This window comes from Paenibacillus sp. FSL H8-0282 (genome assembly GCF_037963825.1).
GTDB lineage: Bacteria > Bacillota > Bacilli > Paenibacillales > Paenibacillaceae > Paenibacillus_AQ > Paenibacillus_AQ odorifer.
Genome location: NZ_CP150146.1, coordinates 3551360 through 3564724, shown reverse-complemented (window position 1 = coordinate 3564724; position 13365 = coordinate 3551360). Strand labels below are relative to the sequence as shown.

Annotated in this window: 10 protein-coding genes; 1 reads left to right on the top strand and 9 read right to left on the bottom strand. The window is 46.0% G+C overall.

Features of this window, described 5'->3' with window-relative positions:
- Positions 1–154: 154 nt before the first annotated feature.
- From NST94_RS15280 to nikB, 7 genes are read right to left on the bottom strand one after another with little or no spacing between them, the layout of a single operon-like run.
- On the bottom strand, positions 155–733 hold the full coding sequence (locus tag NST94_RS15280; RefSeq protein WP_339281047.1) for a methyltransferase domain-containing protein: 579 nt from the start codon (positions 731–733) through the stop codon (positions 155–157).
- Positions 734–1489, bottom strand: a complete 756-nt coding sequence (locus NST94_RS15275; protein ID WP_254857071.1) for a class I SAM-dependent methyltransferase — start codon at positions 1487–1489, stop codon at positions 734–736.
- Positions 1486–3159 carry a nickel ABC transporter substrate-binding protein gene (locus NST94_RS15270; protein WP_339281046.1) on the bottom strand — a complete coding sequence of 558 codons (1674 nt, stop codon included), beginning with the start codon at positions 3157–3159 and terminating at the stop codon, positions 1486–1488. The genes NST94_RS15275 and NST94_RS15270 overlap by 4 nt, the downstream gene beginning before the upstream one ends.
- An 18-nt stretch (positions 3160–3177) precedes the next feature.
- Complete coding sequence (locus tag NST94_RS15265) at positions 3178–4026, bottom strand: ATP-binding cassette domain-containing protein (RefSeq protein WP_076303694.1); 849 nt, start codon at positions 4024–4026, stop codon at positions 3178–3180.
- A 37-nt stretch (positions 4027–4063) separates the two neighbouring features.
- Positions 4064–4849: an ABC transporter ATP-binding protein gene (locus tag NST94_RS15260; RefSeq protein WP_076126508.1), complete on the bottom strand. Its 786-nt coding sequence runs from the start codon at positions 4847–4849 to the stop codon at positions 4064–4066.
- Positions 4846–5718 carry a nickel transporter permease gene (nikC, locus tag NST94_RS15255; protein WP_305954108.1) on the bottom strand — a complete coding sequence of 291 codons (873 nt, stop codon included), beginning with the start codon at positions 5716–5718 and terminating at the stop codon, positions 4846–4848. The genes NST94_RS15260 and nikC overlap by 4 nt, the downstream gene beginning before the upstream one ends.
- Complete coding sequence (gene nikB / locus NST94_RS15250) at positions 5715–6632, bottom strand: nickel ABC transporter permease (protein ID WP_339281045.1); 918 nt, start codon at positions 6630–6632, stop codon at positions 5715–5717. The genes nikC and nikB overlap by 4 nt, the downstream gene beginning before the upstream one ends.
- Positions 6633–6934: 302 nt before the next feature.
- Here nikB and NST94_RS15245 point away from each other — a divergent pair, with 302 nt between their 5' ends.
- Positions 6935–7600 carry a hypothetical protein gene (locus NST94_RS15245; protein ID WP_339281044.1) on the top strand — a complete coding sequence of 222 codons (666 nt, stop codon included), beginning with the start codon at positions 6935–6937 and terminating at the stop codon, positions 7598–7600.
- 137 nt (positions 7601–7737) lie between these two features.
- Here NST94_RS15245 and NST94_RS15240 read toward each other — a convergent pair whose 3' ends face one another.
- Together NST94_RS15240 and NST94_RS15235 are read right to left on the bottom strand one after the other, a co-directional pair.
- Positions 7738–11034, bottom strand: coding sequence for a chitinase N-terminal domain-containing protein (locus NST94_RS15240; RefSeq protein ID WP_076302951.1), 3297 nt, complete (start codon positions 11032–11034; stop codon positions 7738–7740).
- A gap of 351 nt (positions 11035–11385) precedes the next feature.
- Positions 11386–13308, bottom strand: coding sequence for an AraC family transcriptional regulator (locus tag NST94_RS15235; RefSeq protein ID WP_076302950.1), 1923 nt, complete (start codon positions 13306–13308; stop codon positions 11386–11388).
- Positions 13309–13365: the final 57 nt, after the last annotated feature.

Here is a 13365-nt window from a genome sequence, read left to right as displayed (position 1 = left end):
AAAGAAGTTTTAGATTAACATCAAATCGGAAATGAAATAATGTTCTTGTCCTTTACTCAAAAAGCAGCGTTTCTCATTAGAGATCGCTACTTTTTATTGTATACTTCATTTAATATGTGTAGGTTCTCACTATTCTATTATTTCTCAGCACAAATCATGAATATCGGTGTTGACGGTTTAAGACTTGCTGTTTCTCATCCAGAATTTTTGCGTTCAAATTCTCTTCAGCAAAAATATTAGCGAAGCCTTCTTTTTTGAGAGTCCGTATATCCCACTCGGGACGCCATTCTCTGGTCAGCGGCAATACAAGACTCAGACGGTCTGTCTCCTCTATGTCCTTATGATGCGGGAGTTCACCAAAGCCCTTATCTACATAGTTTTGCTGATCCTCTACTCGCTTTTGCTGCATCTCTTCATCCCAGAGATGGCGATTCCAGTTGGCATCAAAAACCAGCAGCCGTCCCCCAGGCTTAAGTACTCTTCTCCACTCTTTGTAGGCTGACTGCGGATCGGTAAGGCTCCAGGTGACATTGCGGCACACGATCAGATCGAAGCTCTCCGCAGCAAAGTCAAGCTTGTGCGAATCCATCTTGCGGAAAGTAACGGTTACACCTTCCCGAATGGAGTGGGCAAGTGCTTCTTCCAGCATATTGTCGGTGCAATCGATCGCAGTAACCAGATGCCCGGCACTCGAAAGAATCACAGAGAAGAAGCCAGGAAACCCATTTATCATTCACTCCTTCTTGGCAAGTATCATGAACCGGTTTACATTCTGGTAACCGTATTTCAAATAATCTAGCGGCATCGCACGGGCAGGGATAAAGTTCCGGTGAACATCTATGGTTCGGAACCCGGCCTGTTTCAGCGCTGTCTCGTCAGCTTCAGGCCGTAATACATTAACATATGGCAACTCGCTTAGCAGGCTTTTATCTTGACTGCTTCGCTGGCGGATTCTTTGTTCTGTGAGTAGAATCAGTGTCCAGGACAAGGCATACCAAAGTCTATGGAATACAGTCTTGCTCTCTTTATACAAATAGTTACCGTCAAAAATAATCAGGGTCCCGCCCGGTTTTAGAATCCGATACCATTCAGCATAAGCCCTCTGTGGATCAGGAAGCGTCCATACTACATCCCTGCAGACCACTGCCTCAAAGCTATTCTCTAGCTCCATATGCAAATCGGCAGCATCAGCGACATAAGCTGGAACTTTATATCCATAACTCTCAAAATTTCGTGAAGCTCTATCGATCATTCCCTGAGAGGTATCCACCGCTGTAGGCAGATGACCCATCTGTGATAAGAGTATGGAGAAAAAGCCAGGCCCTGTTCCCACATCCAGCACCTTTTGCTGGGGAGTTGTTCCCAACCCTTTAATAAGCAGTTGTTTCCAGAGGTTTATGGTTTTTTTGCTGCGGAATTGAGTCTGTATGACTTTGTCATAACTCTCCGAGCTTGATGTCCAGTATTTCGAAATCTCTTTTAACATCATTTTTCTCCTATGTCGAGTAGATTCCAGAAGACCGGCATAAAGGTGGAGTACCCCGGTTTAAATCCAGTCACTCTATTATTTACTGCTAAGATATCGTCAGGGAAATAAATAGCTGCAAACATAGCCTCCTGATACAATTTGGAGAAAATGGAGTCATATGCGGTCTGACGTTCCTGAATATCGGTTGTTCCTACTGCTGTGTCAATCAGTGATTCTAGTCCAGGATCAGACCATACGACAGCAGATGCGTCAGCTGTTTTATGAAATAGGGACAGCAAGAATGCATACGGATTATAAGCATCATCATAAGTCCGGTACATGATTAGATCATAAGCTTTGCTTGTCCATAAGGCATCATAATAAGCATTCGGCTCAAGAACCTGAAGATTCACTCTAATGCCAATCTCCTTTAACTCAGACTGAACCAGTTCACTAATCGACTTCCATTCGGGATATTCAGCCTGCTGCAGCACGAAATTAAGCTCAAGCGGCGCTCCGTCCTTCTGTACAATTCCATCTCCGTCCGAATCCGTGTAACCGGCAGCTGCTAGCAGTTGCTTCGCTTCCAGCAAATCAAAGCCGTACCAAGTATTATTGGACTCCGTCACATAAGGAACTGTCAGCGGGAACAGGCCTTGAGCTTCACTGCCGATACCGTCCATAAGATCTTCGACAATGCTTTTTTTATTAATTGCCAAATTGATAGCTTTGCGCACATTCAGATCTTGAAGTGCGGGCGTTTTGTAGTTAAAGATCATGAAATGAGAGTTTGTTCCTTGTGCTTTTTGCAAAGTTAGTGAAGAATCCGCTTCAATCACTGGCACGCTTTCGACTGGAATCTTTCCCATTTGTCCCCCGGCAATGTCAATGTCTCCAGCTTGCAGCGCTAGTACTCTGGACTGTGGATCTGGGATTACCTTCAAAATAATTTTCGACAGCTTCGGCATTTCTCCCCAATAATTCGGATTTCTGACGAGTATGGCTTCCTGATCTGTTTTGTAGCTCTCTGCCATCCATACGCCAGTTCCAATCGCTTTGATGAATTTACCCGTAATATCTCCTGCGGGTTCCACAGCGGAAGGGCTGATAATTCGGACCGGTCTTGCAAAGGATAACTCGGTTAAGAAGGGATAATACGCTTTGTTGAATGTCATTGTGATCGTATGTTCGTCCACAACAACAAGGGATTGCATCGCAGTTGCTACATTTAACGAATTGGCTGGATCCTTAATCCAGCGTTCGAAGGAGAATTTAACTGCGTCGGCATTAAACTCCGTACCGTCAGAGAATTTGACGTCATGGCGAAGATGGAACGTATATACTTTCCCATCTTCTGAAATATCCCAAGACTCCGCAAGCGACGGCAGTATTTCGCCTTTTTCACCATACTCCACTAACCCCTCATATATCATCGCGTGCACATTCATCGAACCATCATAGGCACCGGCATCCAATCGGTCTATACCGGCATCAGACGATATAGCAACAGTGACTGTCTTGTCCTGAGCTTCAGATCCTTGTGCAGCTTCATTATTGGCGGTATTATTGGCTCTAGCCGTAGAATTGCTGTTATTACTGTTGCTGCAACCTGATATCAACACAACTATTACAAGAAGCATAAAGAATAACGATTTTGATAATAGGTTTTTTGTCTTAGGGTTCGTTCTCATTCTTGGTACATCCTTTCTCTACTTAACATCATAGGAATGGCTGGGTTGCCACTCCTCTCCCAGTCTCTTCTTTCTTAAGCGGGGGTCCTGCACAGGTACCGAGGAGAGCAATGTTCTTGTATAAGGGTGGTCTGCTTGCTGCAATATGGTTGCACCCGATTGCTTCTCTACAATTTCCCCTTGACACATCACAGCCACACTGTCGCAAAAACGATTTACAACTGACAAGTCATGTGTAATGAATACATAGGATAATCCCAGCTCATGCTTCAACTCCTGCAGCAGATCCATCATTTGCTTTCGCAGGGTGACATCGAGACTTGAGAAAGGTTCATCGCAGATAATCAGCTCCGGCCGCAAGGCGATTGCGCGCGCAATTCCGACCCTTTGCTGCTGTCCGCCGCTGAGTTCATGCGGATAGCGGTGAATATGCTGCCGTTCAAGTCCCACAAGCTCAAGTGTGTCTGCTACCGTGGCCCTGCGGGCTCCAGCCTTCCTCTCTCCATAGTTTCGAAGAGGCTCCCCGATAATCTGCTCTACCGTAAACAACGGATTAAATGAAGCCAGACTGTTCTGAAACACCATCTGCATCTTCCTGCGGATCATGCGCATTTCGCTAAAGGTCCAATCCGTATAATCCTCGTTCCGGTACATAACTCTTCCGGAGGAGGGTTTCTCCAGTCCCAGCAGAAGTCTGGCCAAAGTGCTCTTACCACAGCCACTTTCCCCCACTAAACCAAGGGTCTCACCGCTCTCCAGACTGAGAGACAGGTTGTTGACGGCATGAACACTTCTGGCATTACGTGTGAACCACCCCCTTTCCAACTCATATTTCTTGTTCAGGCTTACCGCTTCCAATAACTTCAAGATCACCACGTCCCTGAAAAATGTAATATTACCGTTGTTATCTGCACTCCATTAAGTATTTAGTATAGGGATGCACGGGATTAGAAAAGAGTTCAAACACATTGCCTGATTCCACAATCTTCCCGGACTTCATCACATATACATAATCTGCAAGCTCCGCAACAACGCCAAGATCATGGGTAATTAATAGAATGCCGACATTGTTCGTCCATCTGATTCGGTCCAGCTCTTTAAGAATCTGGGCTTGAATGGTTACATCCAATGCCGTTGTAGGCTCATCTGCAATTAGCAATTGTGCTCCGGATACCAGGGCGATGGCGATCATTACTCTTTGACACATACCACCGCTAATTTGAAAAGGATATTTATTGAAAAGCAATTTAGGCTCGCTGAGCCCTGCTTGCTCCATCTGCCTCATGGCAAGCAGCTTTGCTTCTTTTCCCGATATACGCTTGTGCAGTTTAATCGTCTCCATGATCTGCCTGCCAATAGTAAGTACCGGATTCAGCGCGTTCATAGGATCTTGAAAGATAACAGCCATTTCTGTTCCCCGAAGTTTCTGTAACTGACGGCTGGAGCACTCACGTAGATTGTTACCCTTAAGCCAGATTTCTCCACTCTCAACTATGCCTGGAGAATCTACTAATCCTAATATGGACATTGCCGTAACACTTTTACCGCTGCCGCTCTCACCTACAAGTGCGACAATCTGCCGGGATTTCACCTCGATACTGACATCATCAACCGCTGTAACTTTATAACTGCCTGTGTGAAAGCAGGTGCGTAAATGACTGACCTTCAGCAGTGGAGACTCTGCCATCATATTCTGGCCCCCCACTTTACTACAGAATTGAAAGCACGCTCTGGTTGTCGCAAGCCTTCTCCCAACAGATTAAAGCCCAGAACCGCCAGCATGATCATCATTCCCGGAAATAGCATCAACCGCGGCTCCGTTTGAATATAGGCACGGCTATCGTTCAGCATTACTCCCCATTCCGGTGTAGGCGGCTGAGCTCCCAAACCCAGAAAGGACAAACCCGCAATGGAGAGCATAATCGTACCCACTTCCATAGAAGCAAGAACCAGAATAGGCCGGGCTGCGTTCAGCAGAATATGCCTGAAAATAATTTGTAAATGAGAAGTGCCTGACGCTTTGGCCGCTGTAATATATTCACTTTCCTTGATTTGAAGGACCATACTGCGTATCACTCTGGCATACCCCGTCCACCAGACAGCAGCAAATGCGATTAGCAGATTCTTCATACTGGGACCTAGCATGGCTGTAATAGCAAGGGATAGGATTAAGCTAGGAAAGGCAAGCAATATATCTATGATCCGCATAATCAAATGATCGATCTTGCCGCCAGCGTAACCAGCCAGTAAACCAACAGGGATGCTAATCGCAAAAACAACGATCAACACCATAAACGAATAATACAGGGAGGTTCGGGTCCCATAGATTAATCGGGATAAGACACAGCGTCCCAGATGATCCGTACCGAGCGGGTATTGCCAGGAAGGTATAGCCAGTTTGTGATCCATGTGAATCTGCAGCGGATCTGAAGGTGAAAGCCATGGGGCAAAGAGTCCAACTGATATGAACAAAAGTACTATGCCCGCTCCTAACCTAGCTCCCTTATTCTTAAATAAGCTAATACGAAATATGACAATCCGCTCCTTCTTAATCGTCACCGCAGCCTGATTAGCGGATCCAGCAGCAGATGTAATAAATCCACTGTCAAGTTAATCAGGACAACGACAACAGCCATCCATAATACGTAACCCTGAATGACAATATAATCTTTCGCAAAAATCGCCTCAATGGCATACTTACCAATTCCCGGCCAAGAAAATATAGTTTCAACAATAACGGAACCGCCTAATAGCCCAGCTATGTTAACCCCAAGGAGGGTAAGACTCGGAAGAAGCGCATTACGAAGTGCATGCCGAATGATTATTCTCCATTCCTGCAGCCCCTTAGCTCTAGCTGCTGTGATGTAACGCTTGCCCAATACGTCTAGGAGACTGGAACGAATCAAGCGGATGTAGACTCCTGCCATACCAAATCCTAGTGTGAGGGCAGGTAGAATGACACTGGATACCCCATCCATTCCCATCACAGGAAATAGCTTAAACTTCACCGCACCATAATAAATCAGAAGCAGACTTAGCCAGTATCCTGGCATTGAAACACTGAGCATTGCACATACTCTTCCCAGTCGATCAAGCATTCTACCCGGATATAATGCAGACCCCACTCCTATCGGCAGGGCAATAAGAATAGCGGACAATACGGAACAGGCACTGAGCAGTATAGTTGCCGGAAAACGACTCATCAGCTCTGTGAACACTGGACGACCGCTGCTGTAAGATAAGCCAAAATCGAGATGGGATACCTGGTTCAACCAGTGAAAATATTGCTTATGTACAGGACCATCCAGACCAAGTGTATGTCTGGTCGCCTCAATAGCTTCCTGCGTAGGTTTGATGCCGTCAGCACGCAGCATGATCTCCGCTGGATCACCTGGTGTTAAATGCATCAGCGCAAAGGTAATGCAAGAGATGCCGAGCAGCACGGGGATGAGCTGCAATAAGCGTTGCAACAAGTATCGATTGATGGCATTCAACTCCAAAATCTTAATCGTAATAATTACGATTATAGCATAATCTTTTTAAATTAATAGTCTTAAATTGATTTATTTTATGTAGGACATAAAAAAATCAACCCCTATTAAATGAGTTGATCTTTAAACATTTGCTCTCTGCACAGTCGCAACTATTTTTCACAATAATATTGTCAAATCCTTAGGAATCATGTCATTATAAGTAGGTTCATATTAAAAATAACAATAAAGGAAGTGTGTATTTGAGTCGGTTCAATCTAGTCCTCATCTATGTTTTATCCATCATGATAGCTTTTCTTTTAGGAATTTACGTGGCCCCTAGCGTTGAAACACGCTTGAATGGGCAGACTGTGGCAAGTAATCCCGTTATCGAAGAAATACCGCCTAGTACCGCAGATAAAGCTGCTATTGCTGCTGAATCCAACACTACTGGATCCAATCCTATTGAATCAGATCCTACTGAATCTTCCCCTTCCCCTTCCCCTTCCCCTTCCCCGGAAGCCGTTGTCTTGGAAGATATGCCTTCGGACGATGATACTGGACCCGTTGGTGATGACTCTGAAGATCTGTCAGTAGCAGATACCCCATCCGGGCAAGGGATTGGTGCGCCATTAGAATTCAAGTATAGTACGAACTCTGCCGATGCTGTTAAGCTTACTTGGGAAGCTGACAACTTAACTGGAAAAAGGATCAATTATTACACAGCCCACATCAGCACGTTTAATCCAGTAGGCGATCCTTCCAATGATCAGCTGAACGGCAAGAGCAGCTTTTCACTTAAATATGTGGGGCCGGTTGAGCCCAATGATACTTTATTTATTTTCAGTGATTTTACATATCAGAATACAATACATACGATTATTATTGACCAGCTCACACTTCAATATGATGATGGTACTATCGAGACCTTCGACTATGGTTACGAAACTACCGATGATAGCGGCCTATAATCCACATGATTTGCAGCCCTGGTGCGAACCAGGGCTTTTTGCGAGGCACAATTGAACTAATGGTAAAGTAAAAAACGAAGAGCGGCCTGGAATCCGGCGCTCTTCGTTTTTTACTTTTATTGTTACTGTCAGTCTGTTTAGCGGATGACCGTTACCTTGATCGTATCACTGGCAGTCACTCCCGCCGCGTTGACCAGCTCCGCCCGATATTCGTACACACCGGCAGTGCGTCCGCTGATAGTGGTTGCTGCACTTTGTGCCGAAGGCGTATGGGCATTCAGCGGCTGCGAGTCGATGAGCTCCCCGTTCTCATACAGGCGGTATTCTGTAGCGTTAGTCCCCCACCACAGATTCATCGACACCTTATAGGTGCCATCTCCGTCCCAGTTATCTTCGGATAGTATCGGCTTGCCCGGCGCGGAGTCACTTATGGTGACCGTAAGCGGATCGCTCTTGGTCGTGCCATATTTGTTGATTAACTCCGCAGTGTAAACATAAGTGCCGTTCACCTTACCATGAAGCTCTGTACTTGCCGTCTGGGCAGCCGGCGATACATCTTTCAGTGTCTTGGAATCAATCAGTGTGCCGTTCTCATAGAGTTTGTAACTCGTGCCGTTATTACCCCACCATAGGTTCATGGTGACTGTATAGTTACCATCACTAAGTCCATTAGCATAGCTGCTGTTGGAGGATAGCACAGCTTGTCCTGGCTTACCAGTCGCAATCACCTGGCCGCCAATAACCTGGAACGTATTGCTCTTTTCAGTCGTATTGCCGGCTGCGTCATGCACGATGTATTTCACGGTGTGGGGGCCGGCGCCTAAATCGGCGGCGCTCAGGGTCTGGCCTTCGGCAATCGGTCTTCCATCTAATAGAAGCTGTTTCGAGGTGACACCTGACAATACATCGTCAGCAGTCAATTCAAAGTAAAGCTGTGCTCCTTCTTCTACATCTCTCACCTCATGACCGGATTCTTTCAGTTCGGCAACCGGTGGAGCCGTATCAATATTAAGGTTCAGCGTCTTTAGATCTTCCACTTTGCCTTTTGCCGGCACAGCATGGTATGTCAATGTATGCCGCCCATCTTCCTTCAGGTCCACAGGTGTACTGTACTCAGCTTCCTTGTTGCCGTTCAGCGAGTAATAAACATTAGCTGTATCTGTATTCGCCTTCAGGGTAACGGTGACCGGCTGGTTAAACCAGCCGGAATCATTAGGCTCGGCAGAAAGCGTCGCCGTTGTTACCGGAGTCCCCTCTTCTGCTGCTGCGGCGAAGTCATCGAGGCTTCTCGGCTTGAGCTGGTAGATGCCTTTAAAAATTGCGGCAACACCTGTAATATTAAGTTTCTGTCCCTCTGTATAAGGGAAGATATCCTTAGTAATGCCTGTCCGGGCATCCACGCGCACATGATTGCTTGTCCCGTCGGTATTGACGGCGTCGAATTCAAAGGAGCCGCTTGGCGTAGCGTTGATAATGTTCGCCACGGTCACACCGTTCAGTTGAACCAATTGGCCTTGGTTGGCATCATTCACCATGCTCGCCGCAATCGGCTGCGGCAGTGTCGCCGTGCCCGTCTTCGCAATTTGCACTGCTTCTGTCAGCTCCAGCTCTGTGTTGTACAATGCGGTGGACGCTGTTACCTTGACCTTATCGCCCACGTGGAAGCCGCTCTGACTCTGAAAGACATAAACCCCACCGGTTCCATCTTGGAGATAGAAGGACTGTCCGCCGAAGATACCCGGCTCAGTCGTCACGGTCCCCTCCACCGTTACCAGTGATCCGGCTGCTTTAGCCCGGGAGTCGCTGATAGAGATTGTAGCCGGAATGGGATCTTCCTCAGCCGGAAGCGGTTCAGCAGGAACATTGCCCAGCGTCACCGATTCAGTCTTGAGGTTTGTACTGTTCTGGCGAAGGCGCAGATTGGATGCAGCTGTGGTGCCCGGCTTGATCTGGATCGTCAGATCCTTATAGGCATGACCGTTCAGATCACCTGTCAGATTGAATGAGGAGCTATAGCCGTAGCTGCTTGGCCAGGTACCGTCGCTGTTCTGAATCTTGGCGATTTGGGCGCCGCTGCTTACTTGGTAGACACCTACCTGGAAGCCGGATACGCTTGTGCCTGCAGGAAGATTATCTGCACTCACCCGAATCTGAAAATTCTGTGCATTTGGCAGCACAGCCTGGTGCGTGAAGTTATAAACCGCACTTGCAGTGGCTGCCGGTCCGCCGTAGGAGCCTGCTTTGAAGGTGCTGCGATCATACCATTTGTAGCCAGCATTAGGTTGAGCCCAAGGCTCCGGCTGCGGCTCAGTGGACAGCGCCGGCTCCTCGAATGGCAGCAGTGTTGTCGGCTGATCTAGCGTCAGGCCATTCACCTGGGTGAAATCCGTATAGCTCTCCTGCTCGGCGAGCCAGTTCACGGTGTTAACCAGCAGTGTGGCATCGTCCACTTCCTTGAAGCCATCGTAAGTTGTTTTCTTGGCGCCGGTATCTTCGCGCAGGTATTTAGGTGTTGCATCCTCTACAGGAGATGAGTCACCGATGAAGGCTGCCTTGCCGGCGCCTTTTTTAGCAACTGCCACATAGGGACCTTCTGCCACACCGCCGCCGTTATAGACCCCCTGGTCTACGGCATTGGCCCAGGCAGCATTGGTTTGCGGCAGGTAGACGATACCTTTCGCACGGGCTGGGTCTAGAATGGCCAGCGTTGAACCGGCATGCATAGCTACCGCTGATACGCCCGTTGTAATGCCGAAGGCTTGATCGGGAGCCACGACGTTGGTTGCGTTAATGTCGCCAAGCGCATTGTAGCGGAAACGGACACCGAACTCGTCCGCCAGCCAGTCAGAGCTAACCACACCCTGCATGGCTGAAGAAGCGACCTCATCGGCATTCATGCCTTTGGCTGGATTGTCCCACGCTCCACGGCGGTAGCCGTTGAAAGCTTCTGAACCATCCCAGCGGTTTTTGTTGCGGTCGGCGTTATAATGGTCGCCGATGAAGAAAATACTGCCGCCATCCTCCACATATTCCGCCATCGCAAGCTGCTCGCTTGCTTTGTAGGGCACGTTGGATTCGGCGACGATGTAGACATCATAATCGGAAAGATCACTCAAAGTAATTGGAGTCGTCTTGCGGAGTTCTTTGACATAATAGCCTTCCTGGGCAAGGGCATTCCCAAAGTCTGAAAAAGCGCCGTCAATCACCCAATCGGCTGCTCCCGCAGTCTGCTCATGGGTGTTGTCGAACAGGATCTTCTGGCCTGCATGCTCATTGACGACTTTGGCCTCAATGTACGGCGCAGGATCGTTTGGTCCTTCTGCGAATACCGCCGAACCGGCTCCGAACGTGAACAGCTGAAGTGGTACGGCCACCGCCACAGCTAGAGTGCTGTTCATCAGCCTCTTTTTCCAAACTGAATTCTTCTCCTTCATACCCTTCCTCCTCAAGATATAGTCCGGTGAGTAATTACCATAAATACCCACCTGCTAGACATCTACTATCCTATCTCAAAACAATTAAAAAAAAGATAGATTTATGTAAACTGCTGTAAAAATTATACTTTTGGCCTATAAAACGGGTCGAATATAGAAAGGGTATTATGAAAAAAGTCACAGTTGCTGAGGCTTATGATGAAGGATTGGACTATCGGGATATTAGCAAAAAAAAACGAAACGGATAAATGCTTCGTTTCGCTCTCTTCCTATGTCGCCGCTGGCAGTTTCTGCTTGTTGTCCTGGTATCAATATTCCAGAAACATCAGTGGCTTAAGTATATCTATTAAACTATTTACTAGTGCCAAGTAACAAATTCACAATCGTATCAAGCTGAAGCTCTAATGAAAAAGGATCTTCCATTACGAATTCATCATGATAATTATCACCATACAAATAAACTTTGCCATTTTTCACTGCAGGGATGCCTTTCCATATGTTACTTTCCATTGCTTTATTGGTAGCATCCGCATCGCCATTATAAACAAAAACATAATCACCTAAATATTCTGGAAGCACTTCTAATGAAATCGATTCAAATCCCTCCGCCATATTTTTTGCACTTTCTGTTGGAGGCAGCTGAAGCATATTGTATATAGTGGAAGAACCATAGTTTCCTCCCTTTGCCGCTAAGACGTATACCGCCTTTTGTGAAAACTGAACAATCGAAACGGTTTCCCCTTCCTTGATAACCCCGGCAAGTTTAGACTTTGCTTCAGCTACTTTCTGTTCATATTCCGTAATCCATTCTTCTGCTTCTTTTTCTTTTCCGAATATTTTGCTTACACTCCTAAATTTATCAAGCGGCCCTGCTGTTTTTAACCCCTCCCAATAAGGCAGAAAAACAGTGGTCCCAATTTTCTCATATTGTTCTATGTTCTCATCGATCGAACCGATAATTAAGTCCGGATCTAGCATCGTTAATTTTTCCAGATTTAAAGGGAAATCCCCTAAATCCTCAATTTTCTCGATCGTTTCTTTGGGTATGTCCGCTTTTTCCATCCAGCCTTCATCCAGCATAAACGTTCTTGCTCCGATGGGTACAATTCCTAATTTCAATAAATGCCCCATATATTGGTCAGCCGCCACTCTTTTCGGCTCTGCTGGTACTTCCACATCTCCCTTAGGCGTTGATACTATTCGAGTGTTCGTACTTTCTTCTGATGTTGCTTGATTTACGGTTCCATTCCCATTACTTTGTTCCTTCGTAGCAGTACCCGTCCCACTTGAGCAAGCACCTAATAATAGAGAACCGCAAAGCAGTAAAGCGGCCGTCGTCTGAGATTTTGTCATTTTAAACATATGTAATTCCCCTTTTTCCGTATTATGATAATGATTATCATTATTAATATACTGTTGAACGATGGGTTCAAAAATAGAGGATGTGGGGAAGTTTAATGGACTTTCAGCAACTTTTGGCCGCTGTGACTCTTTTGTTCTAAAATGTGCAGGGGATACACCTTTTCTTTTCTTGAAAATTCGGCTGAAATAATATACGTCTTTATAACCAACGCTTGCTGATATTTCCCCGACCGAAGCATCTGTTGTCATTAAAAGCTCTGTTGCAAGTTCAAGCCGAAACCGAATTAAGTAATCAATCGGACTCATACCTGTGTACTCTTTAAACAAAGATGACAAATGATAAGCACTGAAATTAAATACTTCCGCAAGAGAATCTAATGTAATTGGCTCCGCATAGTACTCCTGAATGTAGGTGATTACTTGGACTGCAACACTGGTCTGTTTCACCTCAGTCTCTTTTCTATGTAATTCTTTTAAAACCTGATGAATGAATTGATAAAAAAGTGATTTTACGTTGAGTCTCTCTTCTTGCTCGTTCCATTTTTGATACATCAATTGCATTTTGTTATAAAGTAAAATGGGTGCATCAGGGGAAAAACAATATTGTGATTGGAACAGATCCTCCTCTTGAATCCATGCACGATAATAAATGATATAGTAAACAAAATTCTTACTTGTCGGAACAATATTAAGTGTCGCCCCTTTCCCGCTATGCAGGACTTGAAATCCTGTAAAAGAAAATTCAGAGTGATCTAACTGAACTTGAGCGCTCCCTTGTACCGAAAGTAAAAATATACTGGCAGGAATCTTGTACTTATGAAGAATTTCGCCTTGAACCCTTTCAATATGGCGCACATCCAATAACTTGACCGTCGCTTGGTCCCAAAGCAATATTTCATTGCTTTTGTACATAATGACTACCCCTCCGTTATCTGTCTAATACTCATCATAAATGATAACCATTATCAA

What these genes read in the sequence shown, in the direction of transcription:
- NST94_RS15280 (WP_339281047.1), bottom strand. Translation starts at nt 733, where the DNA reads ATGATAAATGGGTTTCCTGGCTTCTTCTCTGTGATTCTTTCGAGTGCC.
- NST94_RS15275 (WP_254857071.1), bottom strand. Translation starts at nt 1,489, where the DNA reads ATGATGTTAAAAGAGATTTCGAAATACTGGACATCAAGCTCGGAGAGT.
- NST94_RS15270 (WP_339281046.1), bottom strand. Translation starts at nt 3,159, where the DNA reads ATGAGAACGAACCCTAAGACAAAAAACCTATTATCAAAATCGTTATTC.
- NST94_RS15260 (WP_076126508.1), bottom strand. Translation starts at nt 4,849, where the DNA reads ATGATGGCAGAGTCTCCACTGCTGAAGGTCAGTCATTTACGCACCTGC.
- NST94_RS15245 (WP_339281044.1), top strand. Translation starts at nt 6,935, where the DNA reads ATGATAGCTTTTCTTTTAGGAATTTACGTGGCCCCTAGCGTTGAAACA.
- NST94_RS15240 (WP_076302951.1), bottom strand. Translation starts at nt 11,034, where the DNA reads ATGAAGGAGAAGAATTCAGTTTGGAAAAAGAGGCTGATGAACAGCACT.
- NST94_RS15235 (WP_076302950.1), bottom strand. Translation starts at nt 13,308, where the DNA reads ATGTACAAAAGCAATGAAATATTGCTTTGGGACCAAGCGACGGTCAAG.